This window comes from Streptomyces sp. NPDC001401 (assembly GCF_042895385.1).
GTDB lineage: Bacteria > Actinomycetota > Actinomycetes > Streptomycetales > Streptomycetaceae > Streptomyces.
Window position 1 is genome coordinate 1 of sequence record NZ_JBIAWI010000031.1, and the last position, 22633, is coordinate 22633.

At 67.9% G+C, this 22633-nt stretch carries 22 protein-coding genes, 1 tRNA gene and 1 pseudogene; 9 read left to right on the forward strand and 15 right to left on the reverse strand.

The window, feature by feature from the left end:
• Positions 1-903: 903 nt before the first annotated feature.
• Positions 904-1146 carry a hypothetical protein gene (locus ACFY10_RS52075; RefSeq protein ID WP_390672459.1) on the forward strand — a complete coding sequence of 81 codons (243 nt, stop codon included), beginning with the start codon at positions 904-906 and terminating at the stop codon, positions 1144-1146.
• 253 nt (positions 1147-1399) lie between these two features.
• On the opposite strand, the gene ACFY10_RS52080 is transcribed toward ACFY10_RS52075, so the two are convergent.
• From ACFY10_RS52080 to ACFY10_RS52095, 4 genes and pseudogenes are all read right to left on the reverse strand, one after another.
• A complete protein-coding gene (locus tag ACFY10_RS52080) occupies positions 1400-1783 on the reverse strand; it encodes a ribosomal protein L7/L12 (RefSeq protein ID WP_390672460.1) in 384 nt (127 codons plus the stop codon).
• Positions 1784-2193: 410 nt separating this feature from the next.
• Positions 2194-2766 (reverse strand): transposase, encoded by a 573-nt coding sequence (locus ACFY10_RS52085; RefSeq protein WP_390672528.1) that lies wholly within the window; start codon positions 2764-2766, stop codon positions 2194-2196.
• Positions 2648-2926, reverse strand: a pseudogene (locus ACFY10_RS52090) (hypothetical protein); the annotation flags it as partial. The pseudogene ACFY10_RS52090 and the gene ACFY10_RS52085, both read right to left, overlap by 119 nt.
• Positions 2927-2959: 33 nt before the next feature.
• A complete protein-coding gene (locus ACFY10_RS52095; RefSeq protein ID WP_390672461.1) occupies positions 2960-3565 on the reverse strand; it encodes a DUF2637 domain-containing protein in 606 nt (201 codons plus the stop codon).
• A 335-nt stretch (positions 3566-3900) separates the two neighbouring features.
• Between ACFY10_RS52095 and ACFY10_RS52100 the strand changes: the two genes are divergently transcribed.
• From ACFY10_RS52100 to ACFY10_RS52135, 8 genes are all read left to right on the forward strand, one after another.
• A complete protein-coding gene (locus tag ACFY10_RS52100; protein ID WP_390672462.1) occupies positions 3901-4758 on the forward strand; it encodes a hypothetical protein in 858 nt (285 codons plus the stop codon).
• A gap of 163 nt (positions 4759-4921) precedes the next feature.
• Positions 4922-5242, forward strand: coding sequence for a pilin (locus ACFY10_RS52105; protein WP_390672463.1), 321 nt, complete (start codon positions 4922-4924; stop codon positions 5240-5242).
• Complete coding sequence (locus tag ACFY10_RS52110; RefSeq protein ID WP_390672464.1) at positions 5242-6729, forward strand: hypothetical protein; 1488 nt, start codon at positions 5242-5244, stop codon at positions 6727-6729. The genes ACFY10_RS52105 and ACFY10_RS52110 overlap by 1 nt, the downstream gene beginning before the upstream one ends.
• Positions 6726-7787 (forward strand): PrgI family protein, encoded by a 1062-nt coding sequence (locus ACFY10_RS52115; protein WP_390672465.1) that lies wholly within the window; start codon positions 6726-6728, stop codon positions 7785-7787. The genes ACFY10_RS52110 and ACFY10_RS52115 overlap by 4 nt, the downstream gene beginning before the upstream one ends.
• The gene (locus ACFY10_RS52120; RefSeq protein WP_390672466.1) at positions 7784-9673 is read left to right on the forward strand and encodes a VirB4 family type IV secretion system protein; all 1890 of its coding nucleotides are present in this window, start codon (positions 7784-7786) and stop codon (positions 9671-9673) included. Before ACFY10_RS52115 ends, ACFY10_RS52120 begins: the two co-directional genes overlap by 4 nt.
• A 258-nt stretch (positions 9674-9931) precedes the next feature.
• Complete coding sequence (locus ACFY10_RS52125) at positions 9932-12211, forward strand: TraM recognition domain-containing protein (RefSeq protein WP_390672467.1); 2280 nt, start codon at positions 9932-9934, stop codon at positions 12209-12211.
• Positions 12208-13233: a replication-relaxation family protein gene (locus tag ACFY10_RS52130; protein WP_390672468.1), complete on the forward strand. Its 1026-nt coding sequence runs from the start codon at positions 12208-12210 to the stop codon at positions 13231-13233. The genes ACFY10_RS52125 and ACFY10_RS52130 overlap by 4 nt, the downstream gene beginning before the upstream one ends.
• Positions 13234-13237: 4 nt before the next feature.
• A complete protein-coding gene (locus ACFY10_RS52135; RefSeq protein WP_390672469.1) occupies positions 13238-14167 on the forward strand; it encodes an NlpC/P60 family protein in 930 nt (309 codons plus the stop codon).
• Positions 14168-14170: 3 nt separating this feature from the next.
• On the opposite strand, the gene ACFY10_RS52140 is transcribed toward ACFY10_RS52135, so the two are convergent.
• The 11 genes from ACFY10_RS52140 to ACFY10_RS52190 form a co-directional block, all read right to left on the reverse strand.
• Positions 14171-14665 carry a hypothetical protein gene (locus tag ACFY10_RS52140; protein WP_390672470.1) on the reverse strand — a complete coding sequence of 165 codons (495 nt, stop codon included), beginning with the start codon at positions 14663-14665 and terminating at the stop codon, positions 14171-14173.
• On the reverse strand, positions 14662-14901 hold the full coding sequence (locus tag ACFY10_RS52145; protein ID WP_390672471.1) for a hypothetical protein: 240 nt from the start codon (positions 14899-14901) through the stop codon (positions 14662-14664). The genes ACFY10_RS52140 and ACFY10_RS52145 overlap by 4 nt, the downstream gene beginning before the upstream one ends.
• A 119-nt stretch (positions 14902-15020) precedes the next feature.
• Positions 15021-15470: a DUF4262 domain-containing protein gene (locus ACFY10_RS52150; protein ID WP_390672472.1), complete on the reverse strand. Its 450-nt coding sequence runs from the start codon at positions 15468-15470 to the stop codon at positions 15021-15023.
• Between the two features lie 128 nt (positions 15471-15598).
• A tRNA-Ile gene (locus tag ACFY10_RS52155) sits at positions 15599-15671 on the reverse strand.
• A gap of 91 nt (positions 15672-15762) precedes the next feature.
• Complete coding sequence (locus ACFY10_RS52160; protein WP_390672473.1) at positions 15763-16356, reverse strand: hypothetical protein; 594 nt, start codon at positions 16354-16356, stop codon at positions 15763-15765.
• 144 nt (positions 16357-16500) lie between these two features.
• Complete coding sequence (locus ACFY10_RS52165; protein WP_390672474.1) at positions 16501-16908, reverse strand: hypothetical protein; 408 nt, start codon at positions 16906-16908, stop codon at positions 16501-16503.
• A gap of 145 nt (positions 16909-17053) precedes the next feature.
• Complete coding sequence (locus ACFY10_RS52170; RefSeq protein WP_390672475.1) at positions 17054-18019, reverse strand: hypothetical protein; 966 nt, start codon at positions 18017-18019, stop codon at positions 17054-17056.
• A gap of 317 nt (positions 18020-18336) precedes the next feature.
• Positions 18337-19464 (reverse strand): methyltransferase domain-containing protein, encoded by a 1128-nt coding sequence (locus tag ACFY10_RS52175; RefSeq protein WP_390672476.1) that lies wholly within the window; start codon positions 19462-19464, stop codon positions 18337-18339.
• Entirely contained in the window at positions 19461-20348 is an 888-nt protein-coding gene (locus ACFY10_RS52180) for a radical SAM protein (RefSeq protein ID WP_390672477.1), read from the reverse strand. Before ACFY10_RS52180 ends, ACFY10_RS52175 begins: the two co-directional genes overlap by 4 nt.
• A 173-nt stretch (positions 20349-20521) precedes the next feature.
• Positions 20522-21214, reverse strand: a complete 693-nt coding sequence (locus tag ACFY10_RS52185; RefSeq protein WP_390672478.1) for a DUF6415 family natural product biosynthesis protein — start codon at positions 21212-21214, stop codon at positions 20522-20524.
• Positions 21215-21304: 90 nt separating this feature from the next.
• Entirely contained in the window at positions 21305-22519 is a 1215-nt protein-coding gene (locus ACFY10_RS52190; RefSeq protein ID WP_390672479.1) for a helix-turn-helix domain-containing protein, read from the reverse strand.
• Between the last annotated feature and the right edge of the window lie 114 nt (positions 22520-22633).

The following is a 22633-nucleotide window of genomic DNA, read 5'->3' on the forward strand; positions in this document are numbered from 1 at the left end:
ACCCCCCAGGTCATCGGTTCGACAGGGGGGACCAGCCATGCCGAGCCCGGAGGCCAGCGGCCCTCTTGCAGGACCGCGAAGAACATAACGGGGGGCGGCCCGCAGTGGGTCAGGCCGAGCCGTCGACCAGCAGGCTGTCGCGTGAAGATCGAGAAGGCTACGTCCGCCTCAGCCCTGGTCGGCTGAGGCCCTCGTCCGATCTGCACCCCGGCGCCCGGGACGGCTTGGGCCGCCCGGGGCTTCGGCTTGCTGAGGCCCGGTCGTCGCGGCTGGCCAACTGGGAGCTGGCGAGAGCCATGTGCCCCCACAACACATCCGGCGCGCTGACGTCGTCGCCGCGTTCGATGGCGTCGACGATCGGTTCATGCCGAGCGGCGGACATGGGCAGGCGGCGTTGCTCGTTCGGTCGCCAGATGGCGTGGCAGCCGTCCTGCGTCAGCGCGCTGGCGCCCTGTACAGCCCGGCTCCGCGCGGATCTCTGCGGGCTCTGGGCTGGGCCGCCGGAGTGAGCCTCGCGAACTGACCCACGCCGTCTTCTTCCTGACGCCGATCGCAAACGTCCCTCGGTCCGTTCTTCCTGCTCGGGAAGGTGATGGGTGCCGTCGCCACCCGCTTGACGCTCCGTATCCGCCGGATGTGCCCGGCGACGCTGGAAGACCGGGCCAGCGTGCCGGACGCATCGATCGCGGCGGCGGTGGATGTCGGGACGTAGGTCGACAGGATCTGGACGCTGTCATGGCTCCTAGGAGTGAGATGGAGCGGAGCGCGTTGCCGAGACGGGTCGCCGCGCTGGCGCCAGGCCAGCGGGCCCGCCTGGTGTCCATCGGGTGATACGTCCGTCACGGCGCCGTGGCACCGGTCGAGCCGCAGACGGAGCCGCCTCTGCGAGTACGAAACTGTTTCTTGGCCGCCCGGCACCGGGCGGTCCTGCCACGTCACCTCATGGCCTTCCTCACCGACGCGCACCAGGTGCGCGGCGTCCTGAGGCAGGTCGGCCCCATCCACCAGTTCCGCCACATCGACCTGCAACGCCGTCTCGCCCGGCACACCGAAGCCGCCGCCACCGGCCCCGGCGACACGTCCCGACGACGCGGAGGGACGACCGTTGACGTAGCTGGCACCCGCCAGCGGTGCTCACGGTCGTGAACGCCGCAGCGGCATGAGCTGGGCGCTGCCGTCCCTCAGTGCATAAGCGGTGTCAGATCCAACCGAGCAAGCTACGGAAGCCAGGCAAACCTGCCTCGCTGGCACCAGCCACGTCGCGGGGTGGGGAACAAGAGCAGGTCTGGAGAACGAGCCGAGCGCGGGTGGGGAACTTCAAGGCTCTGACCGGAATTCCGTGAAACCCCAGGTCGAAGACCCGCACACAGGATCATTCAGCCCAGGTATGAGCCTGTAGTCACAGGGTCAGGCCGGTCGGCCCGTAGGTGCTGCAGAACGTGCAATCACAGCTGGCGAGAGAGTTCGCCTGGCAATGGGCGGTCGGCCAGAAGCGGGATGCGCAGGGGCCTGGTTCGAGCAGCCTCCCGTCGCGAGGCACTGTCCTGTCGCACCAGGTACAGCGGATTGCTGCAGGGATGCCAGCGTCCTGTAGCCGCCGCGCCGCCGCGGTCGCGCTGTCGAGCGGGGCCTCCTCCAGAACCGTCACAGGGACGCGGTCGAGCAGAAGCTTGCCACGCCACAGGCTCAGTCCGGTCACTGCTCTGACTGCCTGCAAAGCCTCCTGCCCGCCCTTCCCGGGCTCGGTCACAAGCACGGCGAACCCTGGCACCTCCACGAACACATCTCCTTCGGCGACGGGGTACGTAGCCCCAGTATGTCGACGGCCAGAGCCCTCGGACCGTCAATTTTCGGTGACCCTTGAGCCGCCACGCATCGGGCCTTCACGGAACTGCGGCCAGAGCCCAATTTTCTGACCGCTGACAAGCGCCACGACGTAGGGCAGGCCGGCCTCGCGCAGCGCGAGGCCGGCCTCGCCTGCCAGGCCGTGGTCGCCGACTGCGCCTACTCCGTCAGCGACGACTGGTAGGGCCGCGCTGCCTCGACGGGGTGCGGGCCTGACGCTTGAATCGAACACATGAGCAATCTGCCCCAGGATCCTGCGCGACTGCGCGTGTTCCTAGGGCACCTTGAGAGGCAGGTCGCCGACAACGAGACCGTCGGCATCTTCCTGCGGCTGCAGCTCGATACCGTTCACGCAGCCCTCGGTCGGGCCGAGGGCAACCGCCCACCGCGCGGCGAGGCGCGCTCTGCAGCTGCCGGTCGTGTCCGTTTGGCGTGGTCTAGGGGATCAATGGTCGGTGGTGTTGGGAGTGCGGGGGCGCTATCGGGTAGTTCGAGGTAGAGCTTGTCCATGCTGCCTTCGGGTAGGTAGCGCCAAGGGAAGGCGATCCACTCGTCGTGCATTTCGAAGGGCACGGCGGTGACTAGACGCAGCAGGGCGTCGTCGTTGGGGAAGGCCTGGACGACGTCGGTGCGGCGTTTGATCTCGCGGTTGACGCATTCCGGGGGTGGTCGACTGGATCTTCTTCCAGTGCCGTTCGGGGAAGGCCGCGAAGGCGGTGAGGTCCTCCTTGGCGTCGGTGAGCATGACCTTGCGGATCGCCTTGGCCGGGCCGGTGTGGTGGTCGCCGATCGCCAGGCGCACCCCCGACAGACCCTGTCCGAACAGGAATCGCAGGAAGTGGGTCCAGAACAGCTCAGTCTTGCCGGGGCCAGCTGGAACGCGTACCCCGAGGGCGCCTCCGTGCGGTCCGGTGTGTCCAAGCCCGCCGCGGTGATCCGCGAGTTCGACGCGATCCGGTCCAAGATGTTCAACCTGCAGCGGGTGAACAACGACAAGCCCGACGCCTACAACCTGGCCGACCCGCTCCGGCTGGGGCGATTGCCCGAGCCGTGCATCACCGGCCGCTCCCCAACGCGGCAATGCCTCCCCGTGCAGCGCGAGGGCAACAACCAGTTACTGCATGATGTTGCCGTTCTGGCTCGCGCGTACCAGCCTCACCAGCCGCCGCGACCGTTCGGTTCCGATGTGCAACTCCCTGCGCAGCGACTCGGCCGAGACCGGGCGCTGGTGCAACTCACGGTGCCGGGCGTCCACTTGGCACGCCTGATTCAGCAGGGCATCGACGGCGGCCGCCTCGTCGACGCCGGGGTGGTTGCTGGCCGTCGCGTCCCCACGCGTGCCCGGGCCGTGGGCCAGGAGTTCCACCGCCAGCAGCAGCGCCACCGGTGGCCAGCCTGCGACCAGCATCGGTTTCCATGCCAAGGCGGGTGCGGCGGCGATGTTCGCGGTCAGTGAGACCGCGATCCCCAGGAGGAACGCCGGCCACACGGTCCGGCGGAAGCGGCGATGGATCCGGTCCGGCCGTTGGAGCAGGCCTGCGGTCGCGAGGAGGAGCAAGCCGTCCACCGACAGTGGCCAGAGGGTGGCACTCGCCGTGTCTGCACCGCCCTGAAGCGCGAACTCGTACTGATGGATGTAGGAGGCGTAGGCGGCCACTCCCGCCACCGCCAAGGCACCCACGCGTCGCATCCATGCATCCCAGTCGGCGTGACGCGGCATGAGGTCCCCTTCGCTGCCGGAGCCGTGCCGAGGGCGATCCGGCTGCTGCCCGGATCCCCAGCCCTCGTCTATAAAGGCCGGAATACCGGGCCGTTTTGGACACAACGCGGGGCAGTACCTCACGATGCGACCAGCGCCGCGCCACCAAAGGCCTACATCACCGCTAAACACCTATGAGGCGTCTACTAAGCCGGCACTAAAGGTCTCCGCATCAGCGGCATCTCATCGGTTGGGATCGTGGCGGCGCGTCAAAGATCCCGTCTTTAGTCCTTTCTTGTCGGTGTTCTGGCTGTCTGAAGGCATCACTTCTTCGGCTGGTGAAGGAGGCGCCTGACATGAATGCCGCAGGACCAGCTGGCGTCGCACGATCTGCTCAACGCCCAGACGGCCTGCTGCCGTTGCAGGTCGCCACGGAGTGCTTCTCGCGGTTGGTGAACGGTCCGAGGCCGCTGTATCTGGACGGGCGGCCGTTTGCCGGCCTGCCCGACAGGCCGCTGGCGCTGGATGAGGTGCGCCGGCGGATGCTGCAGCGTCGCTGCCCGCCACGGACCCGGGATGCGGTCTGGGGGCACCTGGTGCGGTGCGCGCGCGAGGAGGGGGCGGCCTGGACGATGGCGTGCGTGGGGATGGCCCTGCCGGCGCTGGCGGGGATCTGCCGCTGGCTGGCAGCGCGCTATCCGGGCGATCCGTACGACGTGCACGCCGAGGTGCTGGCCGGCTTCCTTGAGGGGCTGACCACCGTCGATTTGGACCGTCCGCGGGTGCTGGTGCGGCTGCGGTGGGCGGCGTACCGGCGCGGGCTCGCGGCGCTCAGCGAGGCGTTGCGTGCGCCGGTTCCGGTCTCACCCCGGTTCTGTTCGGCGCCGCCGCAACGCCCGTGGGGCCACCCCGACCTCGTCCTGGCCCGGGCGGTCCGGGCAGGAGTCCTCAACCGGACCGAGGCGGACCTGATCGGTGCCACCCGCCTCGACGGGCAGGCCGTGGCCGCCTGGGCGGCCTCCCAAGGGACGACTGCCCAGGCGGCCTACAAGGCCCGGCGGCGGGCCGAGTACCGACTGGTGGCCTTCCTTAAAGGCCGGACCCGGACCGATGGTGAGGCCGGGCGAGTTCGGATGGTCGTGCAGCCGGTTTCATACCGGTCGCGCAATTCTGTCGAGAATCTCAGCGGCCCGGTGTCCAAAAGCGGGGATTAGCGCGGCCTTTCCCTATGCGGGGGTTTCCTGACGACCCGCCATTCATCCGTACCGTGCTCGGAGGTGTGCCCCCATGCGCAGGCCCCATTTCCCGCGAAGCCGCCCTCCCCGTTTCGCCGGATGCGCACCCTTGCGTGGCGGGCGGGCACTTCGCTGGGCGGTCGTGTCCGCGGCGATGCTGGCGTTGTGCCTCGTCGGTGCCACCTCCGCGAGCGCCCTCGACGCCGGCACCGTCCTCGCCCTGGCGACATCCGTGAACGAGGTGCTCAACAACATCCGGAACTGGATCATGGGCGTCCTTGCCGGACTGGCCACCGTGTTCCTGAGCGTCGGAGGCGTCCGCTACCTGATGGCCGGGGGCGATCCGGGCGAGGTGGAGAAGGCCAAGACGGCCTTCAAGAGCGCCGGTTGGGGGTACGGGCTCGCTGCCCTGGCACCGCTCGTCGTGGCGATCCTCAAGGGGATTGTCGGGACGGGGAGCTGATGTTCCCCCTCGACGCCGACCCCGGGGGCGTGGCCGTCTGGATCGCCAAGGGCATCACCGCGGCCCTCAACGCCTTCTTCGAGTCCCTGGTGACCGCGGCGCTCAACCCGTTGCTCAAGCTGCTGAGCGAGACCCTTCTGACGACTCCCTCGCCCTCGTCGCTGCCGCAGGTGGCTCGCCTGTGGTCGAGCTCGTGGGAGATCGTGATCGCCTCCTACTCGCTGCTCGTCATGATGGCGGGGGTGGTGCTGATGGCCCATGGCAGCGTCCAGTCGCAGTATTCGCTGCGTGAGTTGGGGCCGCGCATCCCGCTGGGTTTCCTCGCGGCGAGCATGTCGCTGCTCGTTGCCGCCAAGGCCGTCGATCTCGCCAACGCCCTGTCGCTGGCCGTACTTGGCGGAGGGCTCGACAAGAGGTCGGCCGGCGCCGCGCTGCGGGATTTCGTGCTGGAGAGCTTCCTGCCGGGCACCGGCATCTTCAAGATCGTGTTGTGGGGTGTCGCCGTCGGTGTCCTGGTGGCGCTGCTGGTCACGTACGTCGTACGGGTGGCGCTGACGATCCTGCTGGTGGTCGGGGCTCCGCTGGCGCTGATGTGTCATGCGCTGCCGATGACGGACGGAGTCGCCCGCTGGTGGTGGCGCATTTTCGGCGGCTTGCTGGCGATCCAGGTGGCTCAGTCGGTGGCTCTGATCGTCACCATCCGGGTGTTCTTGACGCCCGGGAATCTGAGTCTGTTCGGCTCGGTGCGCAACAGCCTCGTCAACGTGTTGGTCGTCGTGGCGCTGCTGTACATCCTGTTCAAGATTCCGTTCTGGATCCTGGGCTCGGTGCGGGTCAGCCACCGGCCCTCGTTTGCCGGGCGCGCCGTTCGAGCTGTGTTGGTGTACAAGGCCTTCGGGCTGCTGCGCAATGGCGTGAGGCCGCCGCGTCTCGCCCGGATCGCACGTGCAGGTGCGAGCGCATCCGGCGGCAACACCAAACCGCCGCCGATGGGACCAGGAGGGCCTGCCGCCCCGCCCCGGCGGCGGCCTCGGCCGGGAACTCCGCCACCGAGCGCGGTGTCCCCTGGCGGCCTGCGCCGTCAGCCGCCGGGCTCACCGCTGTTCCTCGCGCCGACCCCGAATCAGTCGGCACCGACCGCGCCACGGCCTCGCACGGCCGCCACCACGGCGCCGCCTCTCCCCCACTTCCGATCACCGCAAAGCCCACCCCCACCCCCACCGTTGCCTCAGACGATGGCCCGGCCGACCGCAGCGCCCGGACCACCTCTCTTCCGGGCGCCATTTCCCGGGCCAGTGGTACAGCCCCTCCCCCGTCCCACGAAACCCGCGGGTCCCGCACGCTTCCAGCAACCGATCCCCCCACCGCCGCCCGTGCTCCCCCGGCGCAGCCTGCAGCCGCCGCCACCCCTCACCTTCCGCGCCCCCGGCCAGCCGGCCCGCACACCCCCGCTCCACGGCCCGAATCGACAGGGTGATCCGCTGTGACGCAGCCCGTGCGCATCCCTGCGGACGTCGACCGCGAGGACACCGTGCTCGCCAACCTCACCGCGCGCCAGGTGCTCATCCTCGCGGTCACCGGCACCGTGCTGTACGGCCTGTGGTCCCTGACCCGCCACACCGTGCCGCTCGTCGCGTTCCTCGTCGTGGCCCTGCCCGTCGCAGCAGCGGCCGTACTCCTCGCCCTGGGCCGTCGCGACGGGCTGTCGCTGGACCGGCTGGCCCTGGCCGCCGTACGACAGCACCTGGCCCCTCGATACCGGATCACCGCCCCCGAGGGTGTGCCGCAACCACCCGCCTGGCTCCAAGCGCGCGTAGTCGGCCGAGAGCCTGGACAACTGCACACACCGTCTGCCCCTGCGCCGCAGTTGCCCGCCCAGGAGGTCACCGAGACAGGCCTCGTCGACCTGGGCACGGACGGACTGGCCGTGCTCGCGGTCTGCGGCACGGTCAACTTCGCGCTGCGCACACCCCCCGAACAAGAGGCTCTGATCAGCGCGTTCGGAAGTTATCTGCACTCCCTCACCGCACCCGTGCAAATCCTTGTCCGCGCAGAACGCCTCGATCTGTCGGGCCAGGTAGCCCAACTACGTACGCACGCCGAACAGTTGCCGCACCCCGCGCTGGAAACAGCCGCGCATGAGCACGCCGACTACCTGGAGCAGTTGGCCCACGAGGCGAACCTGCTGCGTCGGCAGGTGCTCCTGGTACTGCGCGAACCGCTGCGATCCGTATCACCGGAGGACAACCCGTCACCTTTCACCGTCCTCACTCGACGCACGACGAAGCCGCGCGACATGCGGTCGAGACGATCCCTGCAGCGTTCTACGGAAGCGCTGCTGCTGCGGCGCCTCGCAGAGGCCTCGGAGCTACTCGGCCCCATCGGCATCGCTGTCTCACCACTTGACTCCGCCCGGGCCACCACCGTCCTGGCGACTGCCTGCAATCCCGACAGTCTGGTCCCGCCTTCACAGGCCATCGCGGCAGCCCGTGACGTGATTACCAGCCCAAGGCCCCACCGGTGGGAGGAGGTTGACCCGCCGTGAAACGCCGCGCCCCACGATCGGAAAGGGCCGCGCGAACCCACCCCGAACCCGCCGACTGTTTCGCCCCCGACACCCTGATGGTCAGGTCCCGCCAGATCGACATCGGTGCCGAACGAGTCGCCTCCTTCGCCGTCACCGGCTACCCGCGGGAAGTCCACCCCGGCTGGCTCCAGCCGCTGCTCACCTACCCCGGCCGGCTGGACGTCTGTCTGCACATCGACCCGATCGATCCGGTCACCGCCGCCAACCGCCTCAAACGGCAACTCGCCCGTCTCGAATCCGGCCGCCGCTACAACCAGGACAAGGGCCGCCTGCTCGACCCGCACGTCGAAGCCGCAACGGAGGACGCCTACGACCTCTCCGCTCGGCTCGCCCGCGGAGAAGGCAAGTTGTACCGCGTCGGCCTCTACCTCACCGTCCACGCCGGCGGCGACGAAGAGCTGGCGGACGAGACGGCTGCTGTGCGGGCGCTGGCGGCCAGCCTGCTGCTGGACGCCAAGCCGGCCACCTATCGGAGCCTTCAGGGCTGGGTCACCTGCCTGCCGATGGGTCTGGATCTGCTGAGGATGCGCCGCACGTTCGACACCAGCGCGCTCGCGGCCGCCTTCCCGTTTACCAGCCCGGACCTCCCGGCCGCGGAACCCACTGAGATCAGTGCACCCACCGGCGTGCTGTACGGCTACAACATCGGCAGCCAGGGCCTGGTCCACTGGGACCGCTTCGCCCAGGACAACCACAACTCCGTGGTGCTGGGACGATCCGGAGCGGGCAAGTCCTACCTGGTCAAATTGGAGCTGCTGCGCTCGCTGTATCGCGGCGTCGAAGTCCAGGTGATCGACCCGGAGGACGAGTACGCCCGCCTGGCCGCCGCGGTGGGCGGCACCTACGTCCATCTGGGCGCGGACGGCGTACGTCTCAACCCGTTCGACCTGCCGCTGCACACCCGCCCGGACGGGCGCCGAAGTGCCCCCAAAGATGCGCTCGTCCGGCGCTCCCTGTTCCTGCACACCGTCATCGACGTCCTGCTCGGCGGCAGCCTCACGCCAGCCGACCGGGCCATCCTGGACCGGGCGCTCGTGGCCACGTACCAGCAGGCAGGCATCACCGCCGATCCCCGCACCTGGACGCGACCCGCCCCGCTGCTGAGCGACCTCGCCGACGCGCTGGCACACACCGAGCACGGCGAACTGGCCGGGCGCCTGCACCCATTCGTGCACGGCGCCTTCGCGGGACTCTTCTCCGGCCCCACCACCACCCGCCCCGAAGGCCATCTCGTCGTCTTCTCGATGCGGGAGCTGCCCGAGGAGCTCAAGGCCATCGGAACGCTCCTGACGCTGGACACGATCTGGCGCCACGTAGCCAACCCCGCCCTGCGCAGGCCCCGCCTGGTGATCGTCGACGAGGCCTGGCTGCTGATGCGGCAGACAGCCGGCGCCGACTTCCTGTTCCGCATGGCCAAAGCCAGCCGCAAGCACTGGGCCGGACTGACCGTCGCCACCCAGGACACCGGCGACGTCCTGAGCAGCGAGCTGGGCAAGGCGGTCGTCTCCAACGCCGCGACCCAGATCCTGCTCCGCCAGGCGCCCCAGGTCGTCGACGAGATCGCCCGCGCCTTCCACCTGTCCGACGGCGAACGGCAGTTCCTGCTCACCGCGGACCGCGGCCAGGGCCTCCTGATCGCGGGCACGCAACGCGTCGCCTTCCAGACCATCGCCTCGCCGACCGAGAACTACCTCATCACCACGGACCCGGCCGAACTCGCGGCGTACACCCACGACGGCACGGCGCAGGAACCGCTGCCCGTGTCCGGGCTCGCTCCGTCCGACCTTGAGCCGCAGGACCTTGAGGTCGACGCCTATGGCCACATCACGCTGGATTCCGCTTAGTCACGGCCCGCCAACCGTGCACGGCAAAGGGGTCTTCTCATGGTTTCTGCCCTCGGCTGCCCAACGTCGGCGATCGGCACGGGCCAGCCGCTCCTGGTGCGGTTTCTCCGTGATCCTCAAGGCTTCGTGATCGCGACCGTGCAGTGGGGGGCGCATCAGCTCGTCTCCTGGGGTCCTCTGGTACTCCCAGCGTTGGCCCTCTTCCTGAGCACGGTGCTCGCCGCTCGATGGTGGTGGAGTCTGCACTGTCGACGGGCCATGGCCGACGGTGCTCGTGTCGTCGAGATCCTTCCCGCGCCGGTCGCCGATCCCGCTGGCGCTCTCGCCCTGTGGTCACACCTCATCGGCCTCCTCCGTCCGGCCTGGCGTCGGTTCCTGCTGGGGCAACCGCATCTGGCTTGGGAGTACGTCCTGAGCCGTGACACGGCAAAGATCCAACTCTGGGTGCCCGGCGGCATCCCGCCAGGGATGGTGGAACGCGCCGTCGAAGCGGCATGGCCCGGGGCCCGAACGGGCACAGCCCCGGCCACGCCATCAGTGCGTATCGCTTCCCGGCTCGAGTCCGCTACCGGCGAGCTCCGGCTGGCCCGCCATGAGGGCCTGCCGATTCGCACCGACTTCGCCACCGACCCGCTGAGGGCCCTGCTCGGGGCACCGTTCGGCCTCGACCGGTCCGAACAGGTCGTCGTACAGGTCCTCGCCCGCCCCACCAACGGCCGCAGGCTGAGAAAGGCACGCCGATCGGCGCGCCGGGTGCACACGCAACGCTCGGCAACCCTGTCGAGCCGCCTGTTGGACCTGGTTACACCCGGGACGCGCTCCAGTCACCGCCGACCACCATTCCCTGGCGGGCACCAAGCATCCCTCGAGACCTCCGCCCAGGACCGGGCGATCGTGACCAAGCAGCGCGGCAGCGCGTACGAAGGCCGCATCCGCTACGCGGTCACGGACCTCGGCAGCCAAGAACACCGCACCCACGTCCGCGCCCGGCTTCGCGGCCACGCCCACGCCGTTGCCAGCGTCTACTCCATCTACACCGACCACAATTACTTCCGCCGCAGGCGACGGCCACGGATGCTACGGGCGCTGGCCGAACGCCGCCTCGACAAGGGCGACTTGTGGTCGGTAGCGGAGCTGTCGGCACTCGCGCACCTACCGTGGGACACGGCCGTGCCCGGCCTGCAACGCGCCGGCGCCAAAGCCGTTCCGCCACCGCCCGGCATCGCATCGCCGGGACCATCAGCCAAGCCGATCGGACTCTCCGACGTCGCGGGCCGCCGACCGGTCGCCCTGCGGACCGCCGACGCACGCCACCACGTCCATCTCCTCGGCGCCACCGGCTCGGGCAAGTCCCACCTTCTCGCGCACATGATCCTTGCCGACGCCGATGCGGGACGCGGCCAAGTCGTCATCGATCCCAAGGGCGATCTCGTCGTCGACGTCCTGGCCCGCCTGCCGGAACGCCTCGGCGAGAAGGTCATCCTTCTCGACGCCGACAGCCACTCCCACCCGCCGATCCTCAACCCGCTCGACGGCGACAACACCGCGCGGACCGTGGACAACCTGGTCTCGATCTTCTCCCGCGTCTACTCCGCCTCCTGGGGCCCGCGCACCGACGACATCCTGCGCGCCGGCCTCCTTACCCTCCGAGCTCTGCCCGGCACACCGCTCCTCACCGACCTGCCGAAACTCCTGTCCTACGAGGGCTTCCGACAGCGCGCCATGGCTCAGATCGAAGACGACATCCTGCGCGGCTTCTGGTCCTGGTACGACGACCTCTCCACTGCGGCTCGCGCTCATGTCACCGCACCGTTGATGAACAAACTCCGCGGCTTCCTGCTGCGCCCCTTCGTCCGCGAGGCTCTCGCAGGAGGCCCGTCGACCATCGACATGGACCACCTGCTCGACGACGGCGGCCTCTGCCTCGTCCGCATCACGCGCGGCGCCCTCGGGCCGGAGACGGCCCACCTCATCGGCTCGGTCGTCGTCGCCCGCACATGGCAGTCAGCCACCCGTCGCTCCCGCCTCCCCCAAGCCCAGCGCCGCGATGCCTCGCTCTACATCGACGAGGCGCACCACTTCCTCAACCTCCCCTACCCACTGGAGGACATGCTCGCGGAGGCCCGCGGCTACCGCCTCTCGATGGTCCTCGCCCACCAGTACCTCCGCCAACTCCCCAAAGAGCTCGAGGAGGGCATCAGCGCCAACGCCCGCACCAAGATCTTCTTCAATGCCTCGCCCGAAGACGCCCGCATCCTCGCCCGGCACACCGAGCCCCGCCTCACGGCTCACGATCTTTCGAACCTCGATGCGTTCCACGTGGCCGTACGCCCCGTCCTGAACGGCACCGAAGCACCCGCCTTCACCGCGGTCACCATGCCGCTCCCGCCACCCGTACCAGGCCGGGCCCGACACATCCGTGCCGCCGCACGCCACAACGCTCGCCCCACCGCCGCGCGCGCAACCGAGCAGCATCTGCAGGCCCGTTCGTCCGATCCGCGCCGTGCACGGCCTTCACCAGGAGGTGAACTCCCTTGATATACAACTCCGTTCCGCCGCACACCCAGCGCACCTATCGCCCCAAGCGGGTCAGCCTCCGAGCCGCCGCCACCAGCGACTACCTCGCGCGCCTCGCCCCGCGCCTGACCTCGCGTGATCGCTGGCTGATCCGGATGCTGTACGAACACCGGGTCTTCACCTCGAGCCAGATCACAGACCTCGCCTGGCCCTCCGTGCGAGCCGCCAACCATCGCCTCCACCAGCTGTACGTGTGGCGGGTCGTCGACCGCTTCAAGCCGTTCGTCTCCTACGGTTCGGCTCCCATGCACTACGTCCTCGACCTCGCCGGCGCCACCGTGCTCGCCCATGAGGAGTGCCTGGACCTTCGCTCCCTCGGCTACCGCCACGAGCGCGCGATGAGCATCGCCCACTCCCTCCTCCTGGCCCACGCGGTCGGCACCAACGGCTTCTTCACGGACCTGCTCGCCCTGTCCCGCCAAGCAGATACCCCTGGCCATCTGGCCGCGTGGTGGTCCGAGGCCCGCTGCCGACGCCACTTCGGCGACGTCGTGTGTCCCGACGGATACGGCCGCTGGCAGGCGCCCGACGGAGAATTCGAGTGGTTCCTGGAGTACGACCGCGGCACCGAGCGCCCGGCCAAGCGTGTGGGCGACAAGCTGCCCCGGTACGCGAAGCTCGCCGAGAACACCGGCATCATCACACCGGTACTCGTGTGGACCCCGACGCTGCGCCGCGAGACCGCCGTCCGCCACGCACTCGACCAGGCCCTCGCAGCTCTGCCCGATCGGGCGACTGTCCCAGTGGCCGTCACCCATGCCGAACTCACCGCAGACGGCGACGCATTGAGCGCCTGCTGGCTGCCCCTGACCGCCTCTTCCGCGCACCGTCTCCCGCTGTCGGCCTTGAGCTCGGCCTGGCCGCAACTGCCACCCCTGCCAGCCACCCCGGACGAACCCGCGAGCAGGAGCGGAACCACCTCGCTCCTGCCGCCGCCCATCCCGCAGTGCCCGAAGGCGGGGAGCGATCACGGGTGGTGGTGACCCGATGTTCAAGCACGCCCTGCTCGCCGTTGGGGCGGTGCTCCTGGCCGTCGTGGTCACGGCCGCCGGGGCGGGCGGCATGTTCTCGGCCCTGGGCGGGCAGGGCACTGGTCCGAGCGCTCATGCCGTGGCCGACATCCCAACGGACTACCTGCTCCTCTACCAACAGGCTTCAACGACCTGCCCGGGGCTGGACTGGTCCATACCCGCCGCGATCGGCAAGGTGGAGACCGACCACGGCCGCTCCACGCTCCCTGGCGTCCACAGCGGAGCCAACCACGCCGGTGCGCGCGGCCCGATGCAGTTCCTCGGCCCCACCTTCGACCAGGTCATCGCGAAGCACCCGCTGCCGAACTCCGCGTCTCACGTGCCGTCCCCGTACAACCCGCGGGACGCGATCTATGCGGCCGTCGCGCTGCTCTGCGACGCCGGCGCACGCAACAAGGGCGACCTCCGGCACGCGATCTTCGCCTACAACCACGCGAAGTGGTACGTGGCGAAAGTCCTCACCGTGGCCCAGTCCTACCGCCGAAGCATCCCAAGCGTATCGAGCGCAGCAGCGCTCCAGGCCGTCAACTACGCCACAGGCCAACTCGGCCTGCCGTACGTCTGGGGCGGCAACGGCCCCGCCGCCGGAGACGTCGGATTCGACTGCTCCGGCCTGACCAAGGAGGCTTACGCGAGCGCTCACATCGTCCTGCCGCGCTCCGCGCAACAGCAATTCGAAGCAGGGCCGCGGGTGGCCGGACCATCCGCCCTCTCAGCCGGCGACCTAGTCTTCTACGGCCGCTCGCCCAGCGGCATCCACCACGTCGGCCTCTACATCGGCGACGGGCAGATGATCGACGCGCCCGCCCCGGGCAAGACGATCCGCATCGAGCCCTACCGCTACCCAGGCGACGACTACGCAGGTGCTACGCGGCCTGCCGCGTGACTACTAAAGGCCCAGGTCGCCCTGCTGCCCGAAGATCCGGAGAAGGTGACTTCCGGGCATCCGTTCGCTCGGCTGCACCGCGACGGTGAAGACCTCCAGGTCACCGAACACGGGATCCCCGTTCGGGCGTCGGGTGTACGGCTTGAGGCCGTAGTCCACGCCGTCCTGCGCATCACAGGTCATCCAGGTGATGGCCTCTCTTTCCCCTTCTCTCAGGGGCAGATTCGATACCGCGCGCGCTGCTACGGCCCCCTCAATCAGCGCCAACACCTGTGGCACGGCCAATGCCCACCGAACGGCGCGGATCTCCTGTGCTCGCTCGGCGGCCCGTTCCTCGAACGCAACGGCCGTGGCGTCATCGCGGAGGTAGTCGTAGTCGGACAGCACCAGCGATCGCTCCCCTTCGAGCGAGACGATGACCGGACACTGTCCGTCCTCAATCGCTCGCTCCACGCGGGTCACGACATCGCGCAGGAGAGCCTCGGTCTCGGGGTTCACCCGAGGTCCTTGCCTGCCGGCTCGTCGCGTTCCTTGAAGACGTAGTACGCGTCCATGATTTCGACCGACGCACGATCGCCGAGGTGGGCCAGACGCTGGAGCGTGCGGCTCACCTCGGTGCGTTGTGCCCGGCCCGCGCGCGTCGGCGTCTCATCCACGGCGGTGCCGTCGAGTGCTTCCAGCGCCGCGGAAAGCTCCCTTACGGTCGCCCGGGCCTTGCTCAGGTCGATCTCCACGGGCGCTTCCTCCTGGCTCGTCGACTACTCGAGCAGGAGGTTAGCCCGGTGGGCGGCTTGGCGCAGGGCAGCGAAGCGGCTCAGAGACCGTTCGGTGCCTCCGCTTCAGCCAGCGGTGCTCACAGCAGCTCTTGAAGCTCGTCCGCCAGGTCGTACGCGGGGTCGCCCGGGAATCGGTTCGCCAGATCGGGCCACAGGGCCTGCCAGACGGTTGGGGCCGCTCCGTACACGAGGCGGATGACGGCCAACTCGTCCGGACGACTCACCAGTCGCAGTCGCAGGTCGAGCCCAAGCTCAAGGAGGTTGCGGACCTGGAGCCCGGCGGACGGCGGGGTGTCGTTCTCGCTCAGTGCTTCAGCGAGCAAGGCGAGCACACCGGCCGAGGCCTCCGGGCCCAGCCCAGAAACGGCGAGTTCGTAGTCACGGCCACTGCTTCGGTGCAGGCCGATCGTGTAAGCGAACGGGCGGGCACCTGTTTCCGGGTCGCCTCCGACGTACTGCACGGCATGGCCAAACGTGGCGATGATCGCCTTGATATGGCGGAGGTACGTGTCTCCCGACATCATCATGATCCTTCTTAGGGCCGGTCACGGAGGACGGAGGGCCCCTTCCGGGAGCGAATCGGAAAAGGGCCCTCCCCATCCCGGCGAGGGATGGCCGACGGCAGGGAATGCAGCAAAGCTGCCGCCGGGTCCGGTGGTTGCGGCGGGACTCGAACCCGCGACCCAGGACTTATAAGATCCGCGCTCTACCAACTGAGCTACGCAACCGAGCGGTTCGACCACATCCGGTTCAGGGGTTCAGGAACGGTGCGGTCCTTGAGGCGTCCGGAGGAGGGGGAACTGCTCCTCCGGACGCCGCTCATGAGGTGGCGGCCAGCAGGCCCGCGTCCTTGTGGACGACCCAGGTGACCGCCTGCACAGTGCTCGGCAGTTCACCGAGGCGTCGCGCCGCCTCGCGGTAGCAGTCCGCCAGCAGCGAGTACCGCCTGGAGCTGGACAGACCCCGGCCACGGTTGCCGTAGGTCTCGCCCACGGCGATGTCGTGGGCGTGCCGATCGATGACCACCGCTTCCGGGTCTGCGGGATCCGCGATGCACCGGAAGAACATCCCTGTCTTGCGCTCTATCGGGAGCACCTCCAGGGGATCCGCCCCTGCGATGATCTTCGAGGCTTTGTTCAAGGCATCGCTGACATGCCCGGACGGAATGCCTGTCGCCATGGCCCGCTGGGCCAACTGGCAGTTCTGCGCCCAGGACTTGTTCGCCGAAAGCGCGGCGAGTACGCCAGCACCGGAACGTACGTCACCGTTGGCGATGAGCGCGGCCAGTTGGTGAGCGACCCTGTACCAGGTTCGCCCCCGCTCCTCCTGAGCGGGTGACGCGGCATGCCAGACGGCGATGATGTTGCGCACATATCGCTCTCGCGCCTCCTGCGAAGCACGTCCAGAGACCATTGGGTCCCCCTTTCTCTCCCTCACTCAAATACGGCGCGGGAAAGTGCCCAATTACCGATCTCTGAACAAAATGCAGCCCTGGGTCCCGCATTCCCTCACAAGGTCGGTGGGGATGCGGGACGCGCCACGGGCTGTGACCGAATTTCACGCCAGACCGAACTGAAGATCGGCAAGAAGATCCGAGTTCCCCTTGCGGACGGCCCACCGGCGCATGCCATCGACTCGATGCGGGTGGAACGGGGCCCAACCCGTAGGGGCGACACGCAGGAACTCTCGACTTTCGTGTTCCTCAATGGTCGAGATCACCCGCAGCAAAGCCGCATACAGGTCCTCGTCCGTCGATTCCTTCACCACGATCGGGAATTCCGCGTATGCGGTGATCTCCTCCGGGTACCCACCTCGGACCTGATCCCGGTTGCTGTTGCGCGCCGGATAGTTCACCCGAACGACAATGGTTCCTTCGAACCGGTCGACGTGATCGCGGGCTTTGAACGACCAGCCCGGCTTGTAGATCACGCGATGGATGAGCTCAATGGCGCTCACATTTTCCATGATTCCCTCCGATCGATTGACGCTCACATAAATACGCCAACCAAAAGGCCCCGATTACCGATCAGGACGGGACTTCCTCACGACAGAACCGAGGCCGGGTTCCGAATCCTGAGATCCGGAACCCGGCCGTCAGAGCTAGGAGCGGCTAGTCGATTTCCTGCACTCCGGCGCCGCGGTGCACAAGGTTTTCACGCACGTCATCGAGTGACGCCGTGAGTGCGCGCCATTCCTTCAGTGCAGCGTCTTTGACCCGCTGCACCTTCGACGACGAGTTGAGCGGCCCCCCGTACAGCCCTTGGGCGGCCTTGCCCATGACGCCAGCACGCCCTAAATCGGTGGCCTTTTCCGCGACGGCGAGAATACTGCGGAGTGCGGGATACCCGCTACCGTCACCCCAGGCAGTGCGAAAGATGATTTCACTGAGGCCCGACAGATATGGCGCAGTCGCAAGAGTGGAGAGTTTTTCGGCGCGCGCAACACCACGAATCAGCTGCACGCTGGGCACAGCGTCGCCCTCCCTCGCATATGCGTCCAGCCGGTACCCGTTCCGAGCAGCCGCATCCCTCACCGCCCAGTACTGGATCGTCTTACGGGTCACGACGATCGTCTCTCCGTCACGCCGCACGTACTGCCAGGCAGACGGTTCGCGAGTTGCCACCCACACAGCCGCAACCTCGCAGTTCACGATGATCTCCCTGAGCCGTTTCGCAAACATCAAAACGGCGTCCTGCGCGACATCGTCGCTCACATCATCCGTGCCGTACGGCGCACTCCCATTCCGTAAAGCTGTGGCACTGCCATCCATCCGCTTACGAGACCGAGTGGAGTCGACGGCACGGCAATATCCACGCGCCATCTTTTGCAGATCCCTGAAGTCTTCCGGCGTCACGCATTTCATGTCATCTGCTGTGACGTCCGCACCTCGACCAGATTTCGAGGTCTTCCCCGAAATGGATTGGTTCTCCACGATCGTCTCCGATCGCTCCCGGCGCGTGCCCGATGCACTGCGCCTTACCAATTCCATTTTCCCGCAATTATGGAGCAATTCAAGAGCCGAAAGCAAGATTCTTGAGAATTTGACGCCGGCAATCCACCTGTCAAGGTCGAGCACCGAGAGGCGAAATTCCCAATCAAGTCTCCCGATTTACATAATATTTCAGATACGACAAATCAGCTACACCCCGGAAGAGGTTCGGAATTCCGATTAATTCGCCCGCTTTAATACTCATTTTTCAGAGAGCGCCAACCTTACCTTCCTCTCCCCCGCAGCCGCCTACTGAACAGAGACCTGTCTCAGACAAAGTTGCAGGATGCACAGGAAGCCCCTCTGGCACTGCTGACCTGCAACAACAAGCGCTCAAGGGGCTACCTCTCAAGCAGGGGGAGGCGCTGGCAGACCCGGAGGAAGGGGGAACGGTACCCCCAACGTCAGAGCAACACAGACCACTTGCCCCTGGCCAATAGGGTCTTTCCATCCGGGGTGATGAGCACATTGGCGCCACGCAGAGGGAGTTCGCCATGCTGAAGCCAGTAAGCGCGGATCTCGTCCAGGACGCCCCACAATCGCTGCGGGCCGCTCTGGTGCACGGTCGGCCCATCGCTGCCCGGGGCTGTTGCCCTCGCCCAGGACCCGTCCTCGTGTGCCAGCCAGGTCGTACGCCGCTCCCCCGTCTCCTCGTAGCCGTAGAGAATTCTCGGCACGGTGATGTCGAGCATGGAGGCCAGGTCCCAGGCCTGTTCGATGTCGATGACCGGATAGGGGCCGGCGGTGATCTCCTCACCTTCCGCGGTCAGCGCCGTGTCGACCAGGCCGTCCGGTTGCGGCTGGAAGTCCTCGCCCGCTCTCGTGCGCATGAAGCCGGCCCGGTCCCATTCGACGCGCCCGACGGCGCTGCCATCACCGCGTTTGTCCGCCGTCACGATCAGAGAGGTGCCACCGATCGTGGTCACAAGCCGTCCGTTCGGCCTGAGTGCGCCCAGCCAGCCGGCAGGGATGGGCCGGACACCCACGGTGGCGACGATGCGGTCATAGGCTCCGGGCAGCTCGCCGGTGGCGTCAGCGACAACGACGTGAGGACGCAATTGGACGTTCTCCAAGCGCCGTCGTGCAGCGTCGACGAGGTAGGGGTCGACGTCGATGCTGGTGACGCGATGGTCACCGAGCCGACGGGCGGCCAGGGCTGCGCCGTACCCGGACCCCGTGCCGACGTCCAGCAGTTCGCAACTGTCGGCGAGGCACGCATGCTGGAACATCCGCACGAGCAGACTCGGCAGCGTCGCCGAGGACGTGGGCAAGCCCTGTGGGCGGTCGTCCGGTTGCGCGCGGTCCGCATGCAGGGGTCCGACTCGTGTGATCAGCGAGGTGTCTTGATAGCCAGCCGCGAGCCAGGTGCTCGTGTCGTCCGATCCACGCCGGAGTGTCCAGCCGTCCTCGGTGCGTTGCCACCAGTTGGGGACGAACTGGTGGCGCGGCACCGAGGCAATGGCTCCTCGCCACCGGGACGTGTGGTGCGTGACGCTCGTCGCAAGTGCGGCGGCATGCGGCTGCCAGTTCATGCCCAGAAACCGTACGCCGGGTCACAGGCAGTGGTGTTCGCCGGATCGCAGTCGTCGGAGTCATCCGGGGTACAACCGCCTCCGACGGCGATGGGGACCGCACCCCGGGCATCAGCCCAACGGGGCCCAGAGAGAATCGCCTCCAGCGGCTGTTCCTTGACGTTCCCGGTGGGCAGGAAGCGGCTGAGGATGCAGCCGTAGACCTCGCCGTCCGGGGAGATGGCGACGCGGTGGTGGAAGCAGTGCCCGCACAACTGGTCGACGCTCGGGATCACCGACGCGCGCTCAGCAGCGCGACCCACCTTCCTCTCCCCGTCCACTTGGATTCGGGTCACACCCAGCGTCCGCAGCTCGGCCTCGGCCTGCTCGACGCGCTGTCCGTCAAGGACGCGGACGATGCCCACCCGCAGCGGGATCCCGCGCTCCAGCGCCTCGGCGATGTTGGCGCGGATGCGGGCATGAGTCCCTCGGCCGCCGGTGATCTGATCGTGTTCGGCCTCAGCATCGCTGTAGTAGCTGGTGGCCAGGCGTACGCCGTCCCGGGACAGCGTCTCCCACAGGGTGGGCCGGATGTGGACGAGGTTGGAGTACACCTCGACGGCCAGTCCGCGAGAGCGGGCGTAGGTGATCAGTTCGATGAGACGCGGGTAGAGCGTCGGTTCGCCGCCGATGAACTGGATGCCCGGGATGCCGAGTTCCTCAACGGAGTGGATGACCTTCACCCAGTCCTCACGGGTCATGGTGCCTGGGCTGGCTTTCGGACCGGAGTCGGTGCAGCAGTGCCGGCACCGCTGCTGGCAGCGGCCGGTCAGCTCGCACTCGACGGACAGGATGCCGTCGGCAGGGGAATGGATGTCCGCGGACGTGTCTACGACAGTGCTCACGACGGAGCCCTCCTGGTGTGGGAAGTGAAGAACTGGCCCCGCCCCGGCCGGGGAGCCCTGGGCTGACCGGGGCGGGAGTTTGTGGCCCTCTTGGCCAGCCGTGAGGCGAAGGCTCGGCCCTGGAGAAGGCGATTGAATCCGGATGCGTCCCTGTCTCGTCGAGGCGCAGCCGCCTAGCGCGCTTCCAACCTCGCCTTGTGTGCGAGGAGCGCCTCGACAGACCGGGCCAGGCCTTGTGCGTACCTGGTCTCGCTTGTGCCTGTGGGGCCCGCAGCGAGTCCCAGACGCCGCCGCGCTTCTTCCACTCCAGCGATGGCGGGGGCACTGATGGCGTCCAGGACACCCGGTCGGCTCGATTGGTCCTCGATCTCCGGGATCAGCGCCATCAAATAGCCGCGCAGGTCACGCGTCAGGCTCAACACGGTTTGTCTGTCCGGTAGTTCGGCATCGTCGGCGATCAGGCGACGAGCGGCCGCCAGCATCGGAGCCGGGCTCGCGGCAACGTGCAGGGTCTCCTCCAGGGCTCGCCGCAGCGTCGGGGCCGGGGTGAATCCACGCTTGGGAGGAACCAGCCAGTACGGTCCCGGCGGCGAGTCCTTACCTGCCGGCGGCAGTACGAGGTAGCAGTGCGCGCCGAGCGGGCGAGTGTGCGGGACGTGCCAACCTTCCGTACTGCCGACGGGCAGGAGGAAGTAGAGGACCGGCTCCGCGCATGCAGGATCGACGGCAACCGCCCCAGGCTGTGCGATCCGTTCGATGGCCTGTACGCCCAGGTAGCGGCCCACCCGAACGGCGTCCCAGTCGGTTCCGGCCGGCGTCAGCCGCATACCGGTCACCCACGTGATGTCTTCCGCACTGCTGATCATCTGTTCCGTCCTTCATCGCTGTGCGGTGAAGGTAGAGCGATAGCAACGATGCATCCCGAACTGAGAGTTCGGGCGAACCATGGGTTCGGCTCAGATCAGCTGGAGTCGTTGGCTGAGGTCCGTGACCTGGCGGCGGAAGGTGGGGCGAACCCGCTTCTGGAGGTCCAGGACCATGCCACGTGCGAGCGCGCTACGCGCGAGGTCTTCGGGCGCGATCTCCTCGAGGTCGAGCAGGTGGACGAGGACGGCTGCATCTTCCCGACGCAGGTCGTGGCACCGAGCCAGCTCCAGTCCGAACGTGAACTGCCGCTCGCGGCTGGGCAGTCGGCTTGTGTCGATCTGGTCGGCGACTCGGAGCCCTTCGGCGGCTTCGCCGGCGAGCATCTCGATGCTCATGGCGTGCATTTCGACGTTGGTCGGCCCGAAGACTGTCCACTGGACGTTGCCCTCCCCGACCTGACGGGCAAGCGGGGCAGCACGCTTCTCGAGCCGCTGTCGCGCCTCCCACCAGCGATGTCGGCGGGCATCGGATACGACCGCGACGAGTTCGAGCGCGCCTTCAACTGCCTTGCTCCCGGTGGTGACCGGTGCCTGCCTCAATTGTGCGACAGCGGACAGGGCGACGTCCTTGGCCTCGTCGACTGCTCCTGGCTCGTCGTGGGACAGCAGGACATGACCAAGGTTCCATTGCGCGGCGGCAATACGCACCGGGTCATCGGCACTCTCGGCTGCGCGGATCGCCCGATCGGCGACCATCAGCGATAGGTCCAGCCGTCCTGCGCGGCGGCAGTACGAGCGCAGCAGACCGTACAAGTCGGCTGCCACCCGCAGGACTTCGCGCCGTTCCGCAGCATCACTCCCCATCCGGTGAGCCCGCACGGCGAGCTCCACGTCAGTGATCAGATTGGGCAGTATCTCTGCGGCCTCGGTGAACCGGGTCCGGGAGGACTGCCATATCCTCCAGGTCTGATCCACACGCTCTCGCAATTCCGCGGTTTCTGGGGGCCCATCGTTGCGCGGCGTCCCGCACCCCATCAGCGCGCGAGCCACGGCCGGCGCGGCAGTGAGAGGCGCCGAGGGGCGCTCGACGGGTTCCTCGGCGAGCAGCGCGGCGACGGGAACTCCGAGCTCTGCTGCGAGCCGGGAAAGAACACGGGCGGACGGAACCTTCGTCCCGGCTTCGATCTGCTGAAGGTAGCGCTCAGTGATGCCGCACAGGCCGGCCACGGCCGCCTGGGAACGGTTGCCGTTCTTGCGCCGGTAGTACTTGACTCGCGCACCAACCGGCAGTCCTGCCGGGTCCACTCCTCGGCCCCCTTCCGCAATCGCGGCTCCTGGAGTCAGCGTAGAGCGGGAAGGGCGTGCTCGAGCACGATCCGTGCACCCCGACGTGACATCTTGTTACCAGCAGCGGACGGG

Coding starts and splice junctions, on each gene's coding strand:
- ACFY10_RS52175 (WP_390672476.1), bottom strand. CDS start 19,464: ATGAACTGGCAGCCGCATGCCGCCGCACTTGCGACGAGCGTCACGCAC.
- ACFY10_RS52110 (WP_390672464.1), top strand. CDS start 5,242: ATGTTCCCCCTCGACGCCGACCCCGGGGGCGTGGCCGTCTGGATCGCC.
- ACFY10_RS52100 (WP_390672462.1), top strand. CDS start 3,901: ATGAATGCCGCAGGACCAGCTGGCGTCGCACGATCTGCTCAACGCCCA.
- ACFY10_RS52095 (WP_390672461.1), bottom strand. CDS start 3,565: ATGCCGCGTCACGCCGACTGGGATGCATGGATGCGACGCGTGGGTGCC.
- ACFY10_RS52185 (WP_390672478.1), bottom strand. CDS start 21,214: ATGATCAGCAGTGCGGAAGACATCACGTGGGTGACCGGTATGCGGCTG.
- ACFY10_RS52165 (WP_390672474.1), bottom strand. CDS start 16,908: ATGGAAAATGTGAGCGCCATTGAGCTCATCCATCGCGTGATCTACAAG.
- ACFY10_RS52150 (WP_390672472.1), bottom strand. CDS start 15,470: ATGATGATGTCGGGAGACACGTACCTCCGCCATATCAAGGCGATCATC.
- ACFY10_RS52125 (WP_390672467.1), top strand. CDS start 9,932: ATGGCCGACGGTGCTCGTGTCGTCGAGATCCTTCCCGCGCCGGTCGCC.
- ACFY10_RS52135 (WP_390672469.1), top strand. CDS start 13,238: ATGTTCAAGCACGCCCTGCTCGCCGTTGGGGCGGTGCTCCTGGCCGTC.
- ACFY10_RS52160 (WP_390672473.1), bottom strand. CDS start 16,356: ATGGTCTCTGGACGTGCTTCGCAGGAGGCGCGAGAGCGATATGTGCGC.